Annotated in this window: 15 protein-coding genes; 2 read left to right on the forward strand and 13 right to left on the reverse strand. The window is 56.2% G+C overall.

Translation table 11 applies throughout. The annotated features are described in order from the left end of the window. Positions 1 to 151: 151 nt before the first annotated feature. Positions 152 to 1,372: a flavin-containing monooxygenase gene (locus ACR0AD_RS11475; protein WP_480487420.1), complete on the reverse strand. Its 1,221-nt coding sequence runs from the start codon at positions 1,370 to 1,372 to the stop codon at positions 152 to 154. Between the two features lie 24 nt (positions 1,373 to 1,396). Continuing rightward, positions 1,397 to 2,476, reverse strand: coding sequence for a class I SAM-dependent methyltransferase (locus tag ACR0AD_RS11480; RefSeq protein ID WP_480487422.1), 1,080 nt, complete (start codon positions 2,474 to 2,476; stop codon positions 1,397 to 1,399). Between the two features lie 117 nt (positions 2,477 to 2,593). On the opposite strand from ACR0AD_RS11480, the gene ACR0AD_RS11485 reads away from it, so the two are divergent. Next, entirely contained in the window at positions 2,594 to 3,610 is a 1,017-nt protein-coding gene (locus tag ACR0AD_RS11485; RefSeq protein ID WP_480487424.1) for a GlxA family transcriptional regulator, read from the forward strand. A gap of 272 nt (positions 3,611 to 3,882) precedes the next feature. On the opposite strand, the gene trpS is transcribed toward ACR0AD_RS11485, so the two are convergent. From trpS to ACR0AD_RS11515, 6 genes are all read right to left on the reverse strand, one after another. After that, the gene (gene trpS / locus ACR0AD_RS11490; protein ID WP_480487426.1) at positions 3,883 to 4,884 is read right to left on the reverse strand and encodes a tryptophan--tRNA ligase; all 1,002 of its coding nucleotides are present in this window, start codon (positions 4,882 to 4,884) and stop codon (positions 3,883 to 3,885) included. A 288-nt stretch (positions 4,885 to 5,172) separates the two neighbouring features. Beyond that, positions 5,173 to 5,805 (reverse strand): tyrosine-type recombinase/integrase, encoded by a 633-nt coding sequence (locus ACR0AD_RS11495; RefSeq protein ID WP_480487428.1) that lies wholly within the window; start codon positions 5,803 to 5,805, stop codon positions 5,173 to 5,175. A 332-nt stretch (positions 5,806 to 6,137) separates the two neighbouring features. After that, positions 6,138 to 6,917: an IclR family transcriptional regulator gene (locus tag ACR0AD_RS11500; RefSeq protein WP_480487430.1), complete on the reverse strand. Its 780-nt coding sequence runs from the start codon at positions 6,915 to 6,917 to the stop codon at positions 6,138 to 6,140. An 11-nt stretch (positions 6,918 to 6,928) separates the two neighbouring features. Further along, the gene (locus ACR0AD_RS11505; RefSeq protein ID WP_480487431.1) at positions 6,929 to 8,287 is read right to left on the reverse strand and encodes a TRAP transporter large permease; all 1,359 of its coding nucleotides are present in this window, start codon (positions 8,285 to 8,287) and stop codon (positions 6,929 to 6,931) included. After that, positions 8,287 to 8,952 (reverse strand): TRAP transporter small permease, encoded by a 666-nt coding sequence (locus ACR0AD_RS11510; RefSeq protein ID WP_480487433.1) that lies wholly within the window; start codon positions 8,950 to 8,952, stop codon positions 8,287 to 8,289. Before ACR0AD_RS11510 ends, ACR0AD_RS11505 begins: the two co-directional genes overlap by 1 nt. Before the next feature lie 66 nt (positions 8,953 to 9,018). Next, a complete protein-coding gene (locus ACR0AD_RS11515) occupies positions 9,019 to 10,257 on the reverse strand; it encodes a TRAP transporter substrate-binding protein (RefSeq protein ID WP_480483847.1) in 1,239 nt (412 codons plus the stop codon). A 109-nt stretch (positions 10,258 to 10,366) separates the two neighbouring features. On the opposite strand from ACR0AD_RS11515, the gene ACR0AD_RS11520 reads away from it, so the two are divergent. Next, positions 10,367 to 11,962: a GMC family oxidoreductase gene (locus tag ACR0AD_RS11520; protein WP_480483846.1), complete on the forward strand. Its 1,596-nt coding sequence runs from the start codon at positions 10,367 to 10,369 to the stop codon at positions 11,960 to 11,962. Between the two features lie 723 nt (positions 11,963 to 12,685). On the opposite strand, the gene ACR0AD_RS11525 is transcribed toward ACR0AD_RS11520, so the two are convergent. Genes ACR0AD_RS11525 through ACR0AD_RS11545 form a run of 5 tightly spaced genes read right to left on the reverse strand, consistent with a single transcriptional unit; the run spans position 12,686 to position 17,265 of the window. Continuing rightward, complete coding sequence (locus ACR0AD_RS11525; RefSeq protein ID WP_480487434.1) at positions 12,686 to 14,203, reverse strand: aldehyde dehydrogenase family protein; 1,518 nt, start codon at positions 14,201 to 14,203, stop codon at positions 12,686 to 12,688. A 34-nt stretch (positions 14,204 to 14,237) separates the two neighbouring features. Further along, a complete protein-coding gene (locus tag ACR0AD_RS11530) occupies positions 14,238 to 14,582 on the reverse strand; it encodes a cupin domain-containing protein (RefSeq protein ID WP_170463252.1) in 345 nt (114 codons plus the stop codon). After that, entirely contained in the window at positions 14,579 to 14,944 is a 366-nt protein-coding gene (locus ACR0AD_RS11535; protein WP_170463251.1) for a cupin domain-containing protein, read from the reverse strand. Before ACR0AD_RS11535 ends, ACR0AD_RS11530 begins: the two co-directional genes overlap by 4 nt. Then, positions 14,941 to 16,227, reverse strand: coding sequence for a glycosyltransferase (locus ACR0AD_RS11540; RefSeq protein WP_480484408.1), 1,287 nt, complete (start codon positions 16,225 to 16,227; stop codon positions 14,941 to 14,943). The genes ACR0AD_RS11535 and ACR0AD_RS11540 overlap by 4 nt, the downstream gene beginning before the upstream one ends. A 24-nt stretch (positions 16,228 to 16,251) precedes the next feature. After that, positions 16,252 to 17,265 (reverse strand): ABC transporter ATP-binding protein, encoded by a 1,014-nt coding sequence (locus ACR0AD_RS11545; protein ID WP_480484407.1) that lies wholly within the window; start codon positions 17,263 to 17,265, stop codon positions 16,252 to 16,254. Positions 17,266 to 17,285 lie beyond the last annotated feature (20 nt).

Genomic DNA, 17,285 nt, shown 5'->3' on the forward strand with positions numbered 1-17,285 from the left:
CCTACGTCCCGCAACAGATGGCTAGGCAATTCATCCATGCGGCAATACTTCCGTTTCCGGCGCAGTAAGTGTCTGAAGAGTCGGTAAGCGTTCGTGATATGCAGCCGCCAACCCCTTGGCGGCGACAACATCAGTGCGGAGTTTGAAAAGTTCATCGCACCGCTCCTTCCAAAGACTGAACGCCTTGATTTGCTCCTTGTGACAGATACCCTGATGATTGAGCTTGGGACGACGCATTGGCACACGCTTCGATTTGGTTTGCAATACGACTTGCGCTTATGCCTGCTGCGTGGAAAAATCCCTGAAACAACAATCCGTACCCAGTGAACCAAAGACCGGGATTTTGAGGATCTTCCTGACCCATTGGATGTAGTGGATAACCCTTGTTGTCCAACGCACCCATGTGCCCGAAGAGTTCATCCAGATCTGCTCCATATCCAGTGGCGCAGATCACCACGTCGGGGTGGAACTTTCGACCGCTGGCCAGTTCAACGGCGTGGGGCGAAAAGCCGACGGTTTCGCTGACGGCCGTAAACTGACCAGATTTCAGCGCAGAAACGAATCCATCATCCAGAGCGAAGGTAACTCCGTCTTTCAGCATCCGGGAACCACCGCCCATGACATGGCGGCGCAGGCCATAGCGGCGCAAGTTTCCAAAGAAGGCGCGCTGCATGATCGAAAAGATCGGATCGAGTGACCATTTGGGGAATAGCGTGAACAGGTTGGCCAGCCGCTGTAACGAAAAGCCGAAGACGCGCGATGGCAGGATCGATGGCCCATGCCTGACCGATACCCAGACCTGGGCCGGATTGCTGCGCGACAAATGATTCAACACATCTGTGCCTGAGTTGCCGGCCCCGATGACAAGGACTTTCTTCCCGTCGTATTCACTGGGGTCACCAAAGTCGGCGGCGTGAACGATTTGACCGCCAAACTCCTCCATGCCCGGCCAAACGGGCATATCAGGCACTTTCTCCCGCCCCGTTGCGACAATCAGGTGGGCGCTGAAATAGGTGCCCCTGTTGGTTTCGATCTGCCAGATGTCGTCTTCACGGCGGATTGACAGGACACGGGTCTCGAAATGGATATCGGAAGCAAACTGACGCGCATACTCGCTCAGGTAGTCGACAACAGCATCTCGGGGCAAAAAGGTGTCCGCTTTACGAGGTGCGTGATGTCCGGGGAGGCTGGCGAAATGGCGATGAATGTTCAGTCGCAACTTCGGATGCCGTGCGCGCCACGGGTCGGCCACCCTGTCGGACGCTTCCAGAATGGTGAACGGGATATTCCGGGCGCGCAGCTCAAAGGCCGCAGCCAGCCCGGAAAGACCGGCTCCGATAATGATGGCGGTTGTTGAATGAGGAACTTTCATTTGAGAACTCCAAAAACAGTGCGCTTAACGGCGCGCGAAAAAGTATGCGTTGAGTTGATCATGAGGCAGGTGATGGGTCTTGACCTGACCGAAGCCTGCATTGGCGAGATATTCCTGTGCTGTCTCAATGCCCCACATTGCCCCGAGACCTGGCCCGCCTTGTCCAATCGACACTGGCGTGCAGTGCATCAGCGACAGGGAATAAAGCAGGGGTGCAAATGGGTTCTGGATGTTGGTTTCCAGATTTCGGGACCCGCCTATATCTTGCATCAGGAACAATCCGTCCCCGGCGAGTGAGCGGTAGACAAGGTCCAATAGTCCCTGCGGGTCTTTCTGATCGTGGACCGCATCAAACGCTGTGATCAGGTCGAAGCTTCCCAGAGATTTGATTTTGGAGAGGTCCTGCACTCGAAATGTCAGGTTCTTCAGACCCATGCGTGCTGCTGAGACTTGCGTTTCAGTAAAGGCGTCTTCACACAGATCGATCCCGACAAAGCGGCTTGCGGGAAAGGCCTGGGCCAGTTCCATCATCGCGCGGCCTGCGCCACAGCCCACGTCCAGAACATCAATCCCGTGTTCAAGACGTTCAATCAGACCACGTTCTACAGGAAGGATGTGCTCGATCAGGGCTGATACCACCAGCTGGGCGCTGTCTTCTGCCATCACTTCGTGAAAGCGGCAGTAGTCATGGTAATGAGTGCCCGCTCCATCTCGAAACCGCGCGACCATGTCTTCCTCGACCGAAGCCATGACACCAATGAACTGGCAGGTTACAGCCATGTTGTCCGGTTTTGCCGCGCGGGTGAGCAGCGCTGCGTGTTCAGGGGGAAGAGTGTAGGTTTCGGCTCCGGGGGCGTAATCGACCACGCCCGAAGTCACCATCACGGCCAACCATTCGCGTACGTAGCGCTCGGCCAGGCCAGCCTTCTTGGCTAGAGTTGAGGACGTCGCGTTGGGTAGTTCGGCGAGCGTGTCAAATAGTTTGGTGCGGTGGCCAATCGATATCATCAACGCGAGCGCGGCACTATTTAATGTGCCGACCATCTGCTCACCAAAGAGCTCTGCCTTGGCCTCATCAAAAGTGACTGCTGTTTGTTCGTTCATGTGGTTTCTCCGATACTTTTGGGGTTCATCTCGCCTGTTTCTGCGTCGGTATTGCCGCAGGTTTGCGAGTCGTGATATGCCTGCAAATGACCAAATCGGTGAATATCGGACATATCGATGCCAGCATTCAAAGCTCCCTGCCGTTCAGTGGTTGTGACTTTGCCCTGCGTCGGAACCTCGACGGCTTACAGTATTCTCGATGCGCTCGCTTCGGTCGGCCGGGATTGGGAAATGCTGCATGGGGCCCGTCCCAAGGCGAAGATCTTTGACGCCAAAATGTTGTCGGTAGATGGAGCACCCTATGTCGACATCAACGGACGACGTATCACGCCGGACGGATCACTGGCCGAATTTGGTCAGCCTGACTTGGTAATCGTTCCTGACCTGCATCTTGCGCCTGACGCACCGTTGCCAGATGAATTCGCGGTTGTGGTCCCGTGGCTTATCAAGGCGCATGCTGACGGCGCGATCATAACTTCTGTTTGTTCTGGTGCGCTCTTACTCGCGGCGGCAGGATTGCTGGATGGGCTTGATGCCACCAGCCATTGGAGTTTCTGTGATGTCATTGCCCGGAAATTCCCGGATGTCCGCGTGCGCCGTGAACGGATTCTGATACCTGCGGGTGACGGGCACCGGATCGTGACGGCAGGCGGAGCGTCTGCGTGGGGTGATCTGGTTCTGTATCTGGTCGGCCGAGTTGCTGGCCAGGATGAGGCCCGACGCCTCGCCAAGATTTATCTGCTCCAGCCTCACACTGAAGGACAGTTGCACTACGCTTCTTTGACTGCGGGAGCACAGCACGAGGATGCTCTGGTTGCAGATGCTCAGGTTTGGGCCGCGGATAACTATGCCCTGCCAACCCCGGTTACCGCCATGGCCGCCCGAAGCGGTTTGACGGAGCGTAGTCTGTTGCGGCGGTTTCGCAAAGCCACGGGGCAGACGCCAGTCGAGTACATTCAGACTCTCAGGGTAGAGGAAGCCAAGCAAATGCTTGAGACGACCGATTTGCCCATCGACGAAATAGCTACTGAAGTTGGATATACCGAGCCATCAAGCTTCCGAAATGCCTTTCGAAGATATGTGGGTATGCCGGCTTCAGCATACCGCAAGAAACGCTTGCCATCCCATCAGTGATCAAGGGCAACCCAAACCGGACCTTCAAAATCGTGCTTTGCAAACTCCGAGTTGCGGGATGGAGCCGACTTTTGCTCACGCCGCTTTTGCTGACGCAGAAACCCCTCGCAGGCGCGACACGCCATTTGTTGCATCGCAGAGGATTTCTCGTTTGCGGTCATTCATCGGCGCAAAATTCGGCCTAATCCAAATCTCTCTTTCGCCGCAGCTTTGGTCGACACACGAGGAGCGGACGAAACGGACCTTCATCCGGATCGCCCGCCACTGCCCGCCTACAACTGGAACAGACCCAAGGCACTAACCACATCGCGCTTTGTCGCCTCGGTGCGCTCTCGCGCCCGTTCCGTGCCCTCTTTGATCACGTCAATAACGTATCTCCGGTCCTCAGAGAGCTGTGCCCTGCGCTCGCGAATTGGTGCAACGAGGTCCTGAAGGATAGCTTCCAGACGCGCCTTGATCTTGCCATCGCCAAGCCCGCCGCGCTGATATTGTGCCTTGAGCTCGGCAAGCCCGTCCTGGTCCTGATCGAAGGCGTCGAGATAGGTAAAGACAACATTGCCCTCGATGCAGCCCGGGTCTTCGAGACGCAGGTGGTTCGGATCGGTGAACATCGCCTTGACAGCATTTCGGATCTCCTCGGACGACGCGGACAGCGCAATGGCGTTGCCACCGGATTTCGACATCTTGGTCTTGCCGTCGATACCGGGCAACCGGCCCGCCCTGGGGATGATCGCCCGCGCCTCGGGCAACACGGCGCGGCCTGAGGTTGCGTTGATGCGCCGCACGATCTCATTCGTTTGTTCGATCAGCGGGGCCTGATCCTCGCCGACCGGCACGACCGTCGCCTTGAAGGCTGTGATGTCCGCCGCCTGTGCCGCCGGATAACACAGAAATCCGGCGGGAATATCCCGTCCGAACCCGCGCACGCGAATTTCGTCCTTGATCGTCGGGTTCCGTTCCAGCCGCGCGACCGTGACGAAGTTCAGGTAGAGCATCGACAACTCGGCCAACGCCGGAAGATGCGATTGCAGGCAGATGGTGGTGCGACAGGGATCAATGCCCACGGCCAAATAGTCCAGCGCGACCTCCATCACGCTGCGCCGCACCTTCTCCGGGTCATGGGCGTTGTCGGTCAGGGCTTGGGTATCCGCCAGCAGCAGGAATTGTTCATGGCTGTCCTGATAGCGCAGCCGGTTTGCAAGCGAGCCTGCATAGTGCCCGATGTGAAGCGGCCCCGTCGTGCGGTCGCCTGTCAGAATGGTTGGTCTGTTCATTTGCGTCTTCCCATGAAACGAGAGAGGCAGCGCATCGGGAAGCTCGGAAAACAAAAGGCCGCCCATGCGGCGGCCTCGGAATACGTTTGGTCATCCGGCCACCTTGTTAGGAGGCCAGCCACCAAGTCGTTGCGATTATCGTAGTGTTTTCCATAGAACTCTGCCTATCGTCGGCTAGATCACGCGTCAATCAAATGGTAGACAGGGGCTCGATCCGAACCGCTGCTGCGGCGCGAACGCAGGTCCGGTTCGGATTGGCGAACGGCAAGTGCCGCCCGCCAACGTGGTTCAAATGTCGATTTGCTCGGCGATGCTCAACGCATCTTCCAGCTCAACGCCAAGGTAGCGCACGGTGCTGTCCACTTTGGTGTGACCAAGTAGCAGCTGAACTGCGCGAAGATTGCCGGTCTTTCGGTAAATTTCGGCCGCCTTTGTCCTGCGAAGCGAATGGGTGCCGTACCCGCTCGGTTCTAAACCAATCGCCGTCACCCAGTCGCGGACGAGCCGACCGTACTGGCGCGTCGAGATGTGCGGGCGGTCATGGAACCGACTCGGGAACATGCACCGGCACGCAAACATCTCGGGCGACTTGACCCAAGCCAGGACAGTTTCGCGCGTGTTTCCCGTCAGTTCGAATTGAACGGGCCGCTTGGTTTTACTCTGGATCACAGAAACTCGCTCCCGCACGCGGTCATCCTTGACCAGATCAGCAACCGCCAGTTTCACCAGATCGCATCCTCGTAGTTTGCTGTCGATAGCCACGTTGAAAAGCGCAAGATCGCGCAGGTTGCCCGACAGTTCGAGCCGCGCGCGGATCGCCCAGACCTGTTTCGGCAACAGTGGTCGTTTCTGGCCGATGATCCGGCCCTTGTTCCAGACTCTTCGTTTCGGGGTGACAGCAGGAAGTTGGACTCTTGGCATAGTGCGCCCTCCAATCCTCCCGCCAAACCCAGACATCAGCACCGTGCTGACGCCTCAATTTACTTGTGATTTGAATGGCCGTTGTCGGTTGCGCGTTCTTTGGGAAACGCTGCGGATGCATTGGGCCGTTCGGAGCCCAGAGCGGCAGATGCTGCACCAGCCAGGAATGGCAGCAGTGCGCAAATGTTGACTCTACAACGCTGAACGAACGGCGCACACTGGACTTTGATCACACTCTCACTCACTGAGGTGCAGAATTCTCCAAACCGGTCGATTACCGAATTCGCAGTTGGTAAAAAAGTTTACGTTTTGACTGTCATCTCCGGTACTAGTCACTCGGTCAAAAGAGCCGAAAGCTCATCCGCCCCTTTTTGCAGTATTCCCAGAAACGACATCAGACTGTTGACGTCATGACGTTGTGTCGGCGCGTGAACCGAAAGCGTGCCTACCAATCGGCCTTGCCCATCCTGAACGGGTACAGCTAGGGCAGTCATTCCGGTCATGAATTCCTCGTCATCGGTGGAATAACTATTCTCAGTGATACGTTGGATCTCCGCTCGCAGCGACTTGGGATCAGTCAGTGAGCGCTCCGTCTGAGGTTGTAGATTTCCCGCTGAAAGAAAACCGCCCAGCGTTTTTTGCCGAAGTGTGGACAGGTACATCTTGCCGCTGGCCGTACAATGGAAGGGTACCTGAGTACCAACCGGAAGTTGAATCCGCAGTGGCCACTTCGTTTCCACCCGGTCCAGATAGATCATCCCCTCTCGGTCTGGAATGGCGAGATTGCAGGTTTCACCAACCTGCTCGGCGACGCTGCGCAAGATCGCCAGACGCGCCGTACGCAGGTGCTCGGAAGACATCGTATTGACCGAAAGCAATCGCAGCCGGTGTCCAGGGCCGTATGAACGCCCATCCAGATCGCGCTGCAGGAAGCCCTCGGCTTCTGCGGTTTGCAACAGGCGGTGGATGGTTGGCTTGGCCAGGCCCAGTGACTCGATCAGGTCTGACGGTTTGACGGCGACCCCGCGTCGCGCAACCTCCTCAAGGATGAGAAGAAGGCGCAAGTTGGTCGGTATCTGTGTCTCTTTATCTTGTGTTTCCGTTGCGGCCATTCCTTAACAGTCTAGTTATTTGGCAGCAGGATCAAGGCCAGATCGGGCACAAGTGACACCAAAATCCACACCGACAGCAATGCGACCAGATAAGGTACTGTGTACCGCAGCAGCCGGAAATAGGGCACTCCGGTCACGCCAGAGGCCACATACAGGTTTAAGCCATATGGCGGAGTGATGAACCCGATAGACGCCCCCACGAGGAAGATCACTGAGAAATGGATCGGATCAATTCCAACTGACGCCGCAATCGGGGCAAGGATCGGGGCCAGAATGATCGTCACAGGCAGGCTTTCCAGCACCATGCCCGAGAAGAAGACGACCACCATCGAGGTGAACAGAACCGCATGGTACCCACCCATTGAGGTTACGAAATCCCCAATGGTCTGCTGTGCGCCAAGCAAGGACAGGATCTGCTGCATCACCACCGAAATCGCGATCAGCGGTGCAAGAATTCCGGTGATCTGGGCCGAACGGATCACGATCGATGGGATCTCGGGGATAGTAAACCCTTCGACTACGAACATCTCGGCATAGCTCTTCTCGGTCGGCGAAATATCATTCCGCGCGCCCATGATCCGGTTGATCGGATAGCTGACCAATCCTGCGATCACACAGAATCCAACCGTCACGCCCGCTGCTTCGGTCGGAGAGAATTTGCCCGTATAGATGCCCCAAAGCACCAGTCCAATTGCGAAGAACCCAAGCCATGCACCAAAGGCGGTTTTCAACACTCGGTTCAGCTGTAACGGGATCAGATACCCCCAACCGTTTATGCGGCAAATGATCCAGCACGCGAATTGCATGCCAAAGACCATCAGTGCCCCCGGAAGGATGCCTGCAACGAACAGTTCGGAAATCGGCAGGTTCATAAGAAATCCGTAGACGATAAAGATAATCGACGGAGGAATGATGATGCCCACCGTACCACCCGCCGCCGCTGTGGCCGCGCTGAAACGTTCGTCATAGCCGCCTTTCACCATCTCGGGATGCAGCATTGAGCCAATGGTTGCTGTCGTCGCCGAGTTGGATCCTGAGATTGCTGCGAACAACCCACAGGCGCCAAGCGAGGCCATCGCCAGCCCGCCGCGTATCCAGCCCAGACAGGCATAGGCGAAATCGCTGAGACGCCGCGCAATACCCGATTTGTTGATCAGGTCTCCGGTCAGGATGAACAGTGGCATCGCCAACAGGGCAAAACCCTTGTTGAACACGTTCAGCAATTCGGCACCCATGTTGTCCAGCGTCAGGCCAAGGACAAATGAACAGCCTATGACCCAATAACCGATGACCAACAGGACCGGCACGCCCAACATGAACAGAAAAGTGACCCCAAGCGAGATCAGTGTGACCATGGTTCCATCTGTCATCAGTCTGCTCCGATCACGGCCTGCTTGATCAGCGGCTCACCTGTTTTCCAGTTGTGCAGATCGTCGGCGAGGTTTTGAAACACCCGACCGACCATCAGAAAGAACGACAGTGGTGCGGCCAGAAGGAACCACCACTGCATGATATTGTCAGTCCCCAGAACGATCTGAAAGTTCGATGCCGAAAGGGCGACTAGCCGGGACGTGGTCACGATGACGATCACTGCGAATATGAACCACAGCAAGGCGTCAAGGATCAGGCAGGCCAATTGACCACTGCGCGGCATGGCAGAGCGGAATTCGCTAAAGCTCAGATGTGTACGTAGGCGGACGTTATACGAGGCCCCGAACCACGCCATCACCATGAACAGCAGCGGCGGAATAGTGGTCGACCAGGGCTCTTGATCGTTGAACACGAACCGGTCGATCACGCCCCAAAAGATGATCAAGGCAATGGCAAGGTAGGAATACACCATTACCGATCGTTCCAGATGCCGTTCAATGAAGGGCACGGCCCGATAGATCAGCATGATCACGAACCCGCCCAGAGCCGAGACAATCGCGCCCAACACCCAGGTCGCGTCGGATTCCAGTGCGGATTGAATCTCGAACGAATCCTGGCTGAGAAAGGCGCTGAAAATTGCGCCTATGTCTGCCCAAAACGACATGTACCCCGTCCTCCCAGTCGGTAATTGGATGAACCGGCCCGCCTGGGGCCGGTTCGTGTAAGTTTATCAGGCTTCGCCCTTCCACCAACGGCGCGGCTCGACATTTTCCGGTAGTGTATCGGCTGGAATCTCACGCGCGATGTCATAGATTTCCTGATAGGTATCGATGCCACCTGCCCATTTGTTCAGGCGTTCACGCCATTGCGCCCAGGGCTCGGGGTTGTAGTTTGGGGCGCACATTTCCTCGGCCAGTTTGATCTGATCATCCGCCAGAAATGCCGGGCGCACGCCGTTTTCGGCAAAGATCGTGTCAGGCAGTTGCGGGTCCGAGAAGCCCACGGTGTTCAACAGCGCCGCCTCATTCGCGCCCTGAATCAGCGCCTGCGTAAAGTACGAAGATTCCATCACAGCATCCTGTAACTCGCCGCTCAGCCCATCAAACACCTTTGCTGACATTGAGGTATGTTCGGTTCCGCAGAAGAATTTCAGGTTCACTGACTGCGAGACCACCGGCGCCATGTTGGCATAGGCAACGGCCGAGGCCCATGTTTCGGCCCCGTCGATCAGACCAGTCTTGAGCGCGTCCAGAGTCTCTTCCCATGCCACCGGCACCGGGTTCAGGTTCAATAACTGCATCGCAATCCGGCCCAACTGCGTGCCGGTCACGCGGTTTTTGGTGCCAAACAGTTCTTCCAGTTTGGTGACGGTCGGTTTGTCTGAAAAGGTCGATCCCATTTGCAGACCGCGCAATTCGCAATGAGTGAACAGGAACTTCAGCCCATGCCGTTTCTCCAGCGGATCACGCAGGATGCGCTGGCTCGCCGGGCTGTAGAAGAAATGATACTGTGCCGCGCGACTGGGGAACATATACGCGTAATCCAGCACGTTCAGATAGGGCGCACCGCCGGCAGAGTTCTGGGTCGATGCCGCATAGATGTCGACGATACCCTGCTGTGTCTTCTCAACACAGCTCAACTGTCCGCAGATCTGATTGTCACCGATGAATTCAATCCGAATCTCGCCATCCGTTCGCTCTTCCAGATCCCGTGCGAACTCGATTGCGCCTGCGCGTTCAATCAGCAGGTTGCGGGTGTTGAAGCCCGACGCGCCGAATTTCAGCGTGTGCTTCGGTTCTTTCGAAAAGCGTTTCTCGTAAGTTGATTCGGCAGCCTGTGCCAGATTCGCCAGGCTCATTGCGCCACCGAACCCGCCTGCTGCCAATAAGGTCGAGCTCATGCCGTAACGGCCCGCAACTCGGAAGAAATTCCGACGCGAAATACCACTTAGTTTCCGACCAATCTCCATTGCTTACCTCCCTGATCACAATTATTGAGACGTTTTGTATCAAAAAAGGCTAGTATAATTCGATCAACTTGCATAGAGTTTTTTTCAGCAACTTTCGGAGGAGGCAGTCATGGAGGTGGATTATGCGGTTGTTGGCGCGGGGTCTTCGGGCTGTGTCATTGCCAATCGGCTAAGCGCTGATCCCAATACGACGGTTGCGCTGCTTGAGGCTGGTGGCCGCGATACGAACCCGTGGATTCACATCCCTGTTGGCTATTTCAAAACAATGCACAATCCATCGGTCGACTGGTGTTATCGGACCGAACCCGATCCCGGCCTGAACGGTCGATCCATCGATTGGCCACGCGGTAAGGTGCTGGGTGGGTCATCCTCTTTGAATGGGTTGCTATATGTGCGCGGCCAGAAAGAGGATTACGACCGTTGGCGTCAGATGGGCAACGAAGGTTGGGGCTGGGAGGACGTGTTGCCACTGTTCAAACGCTGCGAGGATCAAGAGCGCGGCGAGGATGAATTCCACGGTGTCGGTGGACCTTTGTCTGTGTCCAACATGCGCATCCAACGTCCCATCTGCGACGCATGGGTCGCTGCAGCGCAGGCCGCAGGTTATCCGTTCAATCCAGACTACAACGGGGCCGAACAAGAGGGCGTCGGGTACTTTCAGTTGACCACCCGCAATGGTCGACGCTGCAGCGCAGCCGTGGCGTATCTAAAACCTATCCGGGGTCGTCAGAACCTCAACATCATTACCAATGCCTTGGTAGCGCGGGTGGTTTTAGAAGGGAAAAAGGCAACCGGACTGGTTTATCGGGATCGTTCGGGTGCTGAACAAACTCTAAAAGTCCGGCGCGAGATCATTCTGTCCGGTGGGGCGATCAATTCCCCCCAAATTCTGATGTTGTCGGGAATCGGAGACCCAGATCATCTAAAGGAAAACGGTATCGAACCGCTGCACGCCCTGCCGGGTGTCGGCAAGGGTTTGCAGGATCACTTACAGGCGCGGCTTGTGTTTAAATGTAACGAGCCGACTTTGAATGACGAAGTCCGCAGCCTGTTCAATCAGGCGCGAATTGCCCTGAAATACGCGCTGTTCCGCGCAGGCCCGATGACCATGGCCGCCAGCCTTGCCACCGGTTTCATGAAAACCCGCCCCGAGGTTGAAACCCCCGACATTCAGTTTCACGTCCAACCCTGGTCCGCTGACAGTCCTGGCGAGGGAGTGCATCCGTTTTCAGCGTTCACGATGTCGGTGTGCCAACTGCGCCCGGAAAGCCGCGGAGAATTGCGGTTGAACGGTCCCGATCCGTCTAAACACGTCAAAATCGTCCCTAACTACCTGTCCACGGAAACGGATTGCAAAACGATCGTCGATGGCGTGAATATCGCACGTGGGATTGCCAAACTGGCCCCTCTGGCTTCAAAAATTTCCGAGGAATTTCGACCGACGGCAGAGCTGAGTTGCGACGATTACGAAGGCACGCTAGATTGGGCCAGATCCAACACCGCATCAATCTATCACCCAACCGGAACTTGCGCGATGGGAAGCAATGGCATGTCCGTTGTCGACGCAAAACTAAATGTGCATGGAATAAAGAACCTAAGGGTAGCTGATTGCTCCATTATGCCGGATATCGTCAGTGGCAACACTAATGCGCCAGCAATTATGATAGGCGAAAAGGCAAGCGACTTGATAAGTGCAGATGCCTGACAGTCCCTCCGTCTTGTCCGCATGCCATGCAAAATGCCCAAAACACTCGCAACCGATGGATCAGTGCGCCATTCGCGCAAGCTCAAGCTGTTTAGTCGGTGGAGTCTGGTCGCAACTTGCGCTTTGCCTAACTCATGACTCATGAGTCATGACTGACAGTGATCTGGGAGCGACCATTGGTCAATGATCTGTGGAGCATCTAGCGCAGGGACTTAACACCACACCAACCTCGCGAAGCATGCATAAGCGGACGCGGACACTTTCCTAAAGTTCAACTCTTAACGTCCGCTTTCCTATTTTTAGGCGTACAAGTACTGCACTTGCTGAGATAGACATACACAGCCCTGGGTCGCGAACTTGAATGTTCCCTAATTGTCTGGGTGCGGACACTGCGTCGGTGAACGCTATTGGCTGCTAAGTCCGCGACTTGTAAATTCCCACCTCAATAAATGCTGCGCGATGCGCGAATGGCCGAGATCGCCGCCGCGTGGCGGCGCGGACTTTTTCGCCTGCGCAGAAAATTCGCTACACTATGCACACGCAGCGTAAATTTGAGAGGGCCGCTCAGGGCTCTCCTTGCACCTTCGCCGCTCGATGCACGAATGTATGCTATCGGGAAACACTACCATCCGCGTCATTGCCCGCAAATGGGTAAGACGCGGACAATCCTGCCGTTAGCTCATCTTCAGTTGTAGAGTCGATCAGGTCGCACCGATCATCACCCTAGCCGGTGTGCTTTCTCCCGCCCTGTACGTCATCTGAATAGAACCAGTCGTCGGGATATGGATACCACCAGTCCGCCTCCTTCGCCTTCGGATCAATCACGACCATCTTGGGTCGTCTGAAAGCCTCGAGGCCTTGAAGGCCTAGCGTACGCCCAAGCCCAGAATTCTTGACGCCGCCAAAAGGCAAGGCATCGTTGTCCACGAGCGGGTTGTTGACCCAGACCATCCCCACCTGTAGCTTGTTCACCCCTTGAAATGCCTCGTCCAAGTCGCCGGTAAACAGGCATCCGCCAAGACCGAATTGTGACGCGTTTGCCAGTTCAAGCGCTTGGTCAAAGTCGCTCACCCGAATGACCGAGGCGACTGGCCCAAAAACCTCTTCCTGAGTTAGCGCCATGTCCGTCGTCACGCCGGTCAGGATCGTTGGTTCGAAAAACCAACCCGGCCCGACGTGATCCGGGGTACCGCCTCCTACCTCAACCACCGCGCCTTTCTCAGTTGCATCGCGCACCAGACGCTCGACCTTGTCGCGTGCCTCCTTGGAGGCCAAAGGTCCGATTTCCGCCACCCCCATTCCGTCGCCGATGCGCAGTTTCCGGGTTCGGGTCACGAATTCATCGACAAAATCGTCGTACACGTCATCCACTACAAAAATCCGTTCAGACGATGTGCAAACCTGGCCCGACTGCAAAAATGCAGCGGTAACCGCCCCGGCAGCAGCGACCGCGATGTCGGCGTGTTTACTGACGATCAGTGGATCGCTTCCCCCAGCCTCGATCACTGCGGGTTTCAGGTTCTCCGCTGCGGCCACTGCGACTGCACGACCTGTCGGCACGGACCCTGTAAAAGCGACCACATGGGTTTTGGGGCTGGCAATCAGCTGTTTGCCCACGTCTGCACCACCCGGCAGGCAAGCAATCAGGTCTTGGGGCAACGCCCGAAAAAACTCCATGAACGCCATCGTGCACAAAGTTCCTGCAGGTGAGGCTTTCAACACTACACCGTTACCTGCCGCAAGTGATGCGGCCATCGACCAGCAGCCAAGAATGAGGGGGAAATTGTGCGGAACCACATGCACGGACACGCCGTAGGGCTCGTATGTCTGATACTGAAAAGATCCAGTTTGCATCGTGCCGGCAATCTTGCCCGCGTCATTGCGCGCCATCTCGGCATAGTAGCGGAAAACCGGCGGGATGTTCGCAATCTCGCCGATCGATTCAGGGTAAGGTTTGCCCGTTTCCAATGTCATCAAGCGGGCGATCTCAGTCATGTCGCCGCTTTCGATGTCGTTGGCGATCTGGTGCAATACCCGCGCGCGAGATTTGCAGTCCATCGCGGACCACCTCCTTTGCGCCGCATTTACCCGGTCCAGGACCTGGTTCACGATCTGCGGCGACGGCTCACCAAAAACCCCGACGGGCTGCAAGGTAGACGGGTTGACCAGAGTGGTCCCACCACCCTCCAATGGCACATGCTTGGGGTTGAGGTAGTAGGTAGATTTGAACGGGTCACGCATTGGGCAGCCCCCTTGTTTGACAGGCATTGCGCCGTTAGCGGATCATGTACACTTTCTTGACCGTCTCGTGGACAGTGCAAACGCCTTTCCAGTCCTGCGGAAAAAAGGCCGCCGTATCGGGCGTAATCTCAATTACCTCGCCGCTTTCATGGATATAGGTACAGCGGCCTTCCAGAAAGTGGCAGAACTCGTCCTTGGTGACGTGACATTCCCACTTACCGGGAGTGCAGACCCAAAGGCCGCATTCGGACTGGCCGTCAGGCCCCTTGTGGATCAGCTTTCCCGAGGTGCGGGATTGCCCTTCAATCATCGTCGGGATTACCCCCCAATCGACAAGATCAGTCTGCTGGAGCGGGTTTTGCATACGTGGCGTGGTCATGTTTCAGGTTCGCGATCCGTTAGGTAGTAGGTGTTGCGCAATGTTTCCTCGACCGTGCATTCCCCTACCCAACCGGCGAGGAATAGTACGGCCGTTCCGGGCGTAACTTCGATGCTTTCGCCTGCATCCGACCGATAGACCGCGCGGCCCTGCACAAAATAGCAGAACTCGTCACGCGGTATCGTTAGGCGCCAGCGGCCTGGAGTGCAGACCCATGCGCCGATCTCCGGCCGGTTGTCAGGACCCTTGTGAACCAGCATACCCGATGAATGCGACTGGCCTTCAATCATGTCCGGCTGTAGCCCCCAGTCCGTGAGGTCGGTGCGGGTCGAGATTTCCGAAAGATGCGGGGCGCTGCTCATTCCGCGGCTTTCAGGATTTCGTCGAGAATGCCAGCTGCCTTGGTCGGGCCATGCCGTGACTGCATGTGAGCAGAGGTTGCCGCCATCTTCGCCTGCATTCCTGGATCGTTGATACATTTGTCGAGGGCAATAGCCAATTCATCATCGGTCCAGTCGTATCGGTGAAACCCGAACCCGTGGCCGGTTTCCTGAACACGGGTGGCGTTATCGTGGCCGTCCCAGACATAGGGCATAATGATTGCTGTTTTGCCGAAATATAGGCACTCTGTGAACGAGTTGTTACCGCCATGATGTATCACCGCGTCAACCTGCGGAATTACCGAAGGCTGGGGATACCAGCTCTGTATGTGCACGTTGTCGGGAATGTCTGTGTATTCGTCAATGTAATCCCCGACATTTACGAGCGCCCGGTAGGGCAACCTGGAAATGGTCGAAATGATCCTCTTTAGCAGGTCGGTGTCGCCTGCGCCAAGCGACCCGAAAGATACATAGAGAAGTGGTTTGTCATTGTTGGACTTAAACGTTGGCACCTCAAAGGGTTCTTCTTCGCGCACGCAACCTTCAAGATACTGAAACCGGTTTGGGTCCAGTGGGTTCTGCCGTTCGTACTTTGCCGGCTCGGGATAAAGCAGAAGGTTCATTGTGGGCGACGCTTCGAAAAACTCTCCAATCGGATAGGCGTCTTCGTTGCATCTGGCTAGGAACGCATTGTAGTCGTCGTGGATCGGCTTGATCACATCGTGGAACTTCGCCTCATAGGCCTCCATGCCCTCGCGGTCATCCACCCGACAGCCCGATAAGTGCGGCGGCACAATCGGGTCCGGGATTTCGTTTTCGGAACATGAGATGATCCGCACCCACGGTACGCCGAACTGCTTGATGGCTGGGAACATAATGACATTATCCACGCAGATCATATCTGGTTTGATTTTTGCCAATACCTCGGGCAGATCTTTTTGCGCCCATTTTGCGCTGTCGACGATCGCCTCCCAGCAATCCTTGACGTAGTTATCGATTTGGTCAATCGGGGCTTTGCGAAAATTTGGGATGTGACCGTTGATGAAATCCTCCCAGAACTTTGCCATCGCCTCGGGTTCCATCGGCTCGGACAGGGCAACAGGATGCGCCTCAAACCCATAACCTTCATATACCTCGACAAAGCCGGGATCGCTTAGAAATACAGCCTTATGGCCCAGTTTCTCGCAGGCCTGCGCGATGCCAACCGAATTCAGCGCAGGGCCAAAGGCAGCTTCGGGGAAGAAGGCGATGGTTTTCTGTGACATTGTAGGTCTCCGGTTAGATTTGGCTTAGCAGTTGGGAAGGATGCGGGAATGTTTCGCGTCCCATACGCAGTGGACATCCTGACCCGGCTGGATATTTTCACGGTCGGCTTGGCTGGCGGGAACGCGGGCGGAAAGGGTGCTCCTCCCACCGCGAACGCGCACATGCACACCCAGGTCTGATCCGTGATAGGCGACTTCTTCGACAGTGCCTGGAAGGCAGTTGCGCCCATCTCGAGGGGCGGTCTGCATCAGGCTGACCCGTTCCGGGCGCACAGCAATCGTGGCAGCACCGCGCAGCTCGGAAACGCCCCTCAGCATTCCCGCCCCGTGGACATCGACACCGCCGTCGACGGCGTTACCATCCAGAAAGTTCATCACGCCTATAAAATCTGCAACAAAGCGCGATCCGGGGTGTTCGTAGAGCTCGTGAGGAGTACCGACCTGCGCCAGCTTACCATCATGCAAGACCGCGATCCGGTCGGCCATGACCAAGGCCTCTTCCTGGTCATGGGTCACAATTAGAAATGTAATCCCCACCTCGTGTTGCAACCGTTTGAGCTCCAGCTGCATCTCTTCTCGTAGTTTCTTGTCCAGAGCTGAAAGGGGCTCATCCAGCAACAGGACTTTTGGCCTTTTGACCAGCGCGCGCGCCAAAGCAACCCGCTGTCGCTGCCCACCAGAAAGCTGATCCGGCTTGCGCCCGGCAAATCCCGAAAGTTTCGCACTTTCCAGAACCTCGGCCACTCTCGTGGCAATTTCGTCCTTAGGCAATTTCTCCATTTCTAACCCATAGGCGATGTTTTTTTCGACGCTCATGTGCGGAAACAAGGCATAGGATTGGAACATCAGGTTCAGGGGCCGCCTGCTGGGACGTATGTTTGTCACGTTCTGCCCGGCAACGATTACCTGTCCTTCCTGTGGCGTTTCGAATCCCGCCAGCGTCCGCAATAGTGTGGTCTTGCCGCAGCCCGATGGGCCCAAAAGTGCAAAGAACTCGTTATCGCGAATATCCAGTGAAACATTGTCGATCGCGGTCACCAAACCGTATCGCTTGGTTA

The organism is Ruegeria sp. BH8, from assembly GCF_056538065.1.

Bases quoted from the DNA above. Each gene is read 5' to 3' on its own strand.
- ACR0AD_RS11505 (WP_480487431.1), bottom strand. From the start codon at position 8,287: ATGACAGATGGAACCATGGTCACACTGATCTCGCTTGGGGTCACTTTT.
- ACR0AD_RS11520 (WP_480483846.1), top strand. From the start codon at position 10,367: ATGGAGGTGGATTATGCGGTTGTTGGCGCGGGGTCTTCGGGCTGTGTC.
- ACR0AD_RS11540 (WP_480484408.1), bottom strand. From the start codon at position 16,227: ATGTCACAGAAAACCATCGCCTTCTTCCCCGAAGCTGCCTTTGGCCCT.
- ACR0AD_RS11525 (WP_480487434.1), bottom strand. From the start codon at position 14,203: ATGCGTGACCCGTTCAAATCTACCTACTACCTCAACCCCAAGCATGTG.
- ACR0AD_RS11515 (WP_480483847.1), bottom strand. From the start codon at position 10,257: ATGGAGATTGGTCGGAAACTAAGTGGTATTTCGCGTCGGAATTTCTTC.
- ACR0AD_RS11475 (WP_480487420.1), bottom strand. From the start codon at position 1,372: ATGAAAGTTCCTCATTCAACAACCGCCATCATTATCGGAGCCGGTCTT.
- ACR0AD_RS11500 (WP_480487430.1), bottom strand. From the start codon at position 6,917: ATGGCCGCAACGGAAACACAAGATAAAGAGACACAGATACCGACCAAC.
- ACR0AD_RS11530 (WP_170463252.1), bottom strand. From the start codon at position 14,582: ATGACCACGCCACGTATGCAAAACCCGCTCCAGCAGACTGATCTTGTC.
- trpS (WP_480487426.1), bottom strand. From the start codon at position 4,884: ATGAACAGACCAACCATTCTGACAGGCGACCGCACGACGGGGCCGCTT.
- ACR0AD_RS11480 (WP_480487422.1), bottom strand. From the start codon at position 2,476: ATGAACGAACAAACAGCAGTCACTTTTGATGAGGCCAAGGCAGAGCTC.
- ACR0AD_RS11485 (WP_480487424.1), top strand. From the start codon at position 2,594: ATGCCAGCATTCAAAGCTCCCTGCCGTTCAGTGGTTGTGACTTTGCCC.
- ACR0AD_RS11495 (WP_480487428.1), bottom strand. From the start codon at position 5,805: ATGCCAAGAGTCCAACTTCCTGCTGTCACCCCGAAACGAAGAGTCTGG.
- ACR0AD_RS11510 (WP_480487433.1), bottom strand. From the start codon at position 8,952: ATGTCGTTTTGGGCAGACATAGGCGCAATTTTCAGCGCCTTTCTCAGC.
- ACR0AD_RS11535 (WP_170463251.1), bottom strand. From the start codon at position 14,944: ATGAGCAGCGCCCCGCATCTTTCGGAAATCTCGACCCGCACCGACCTC.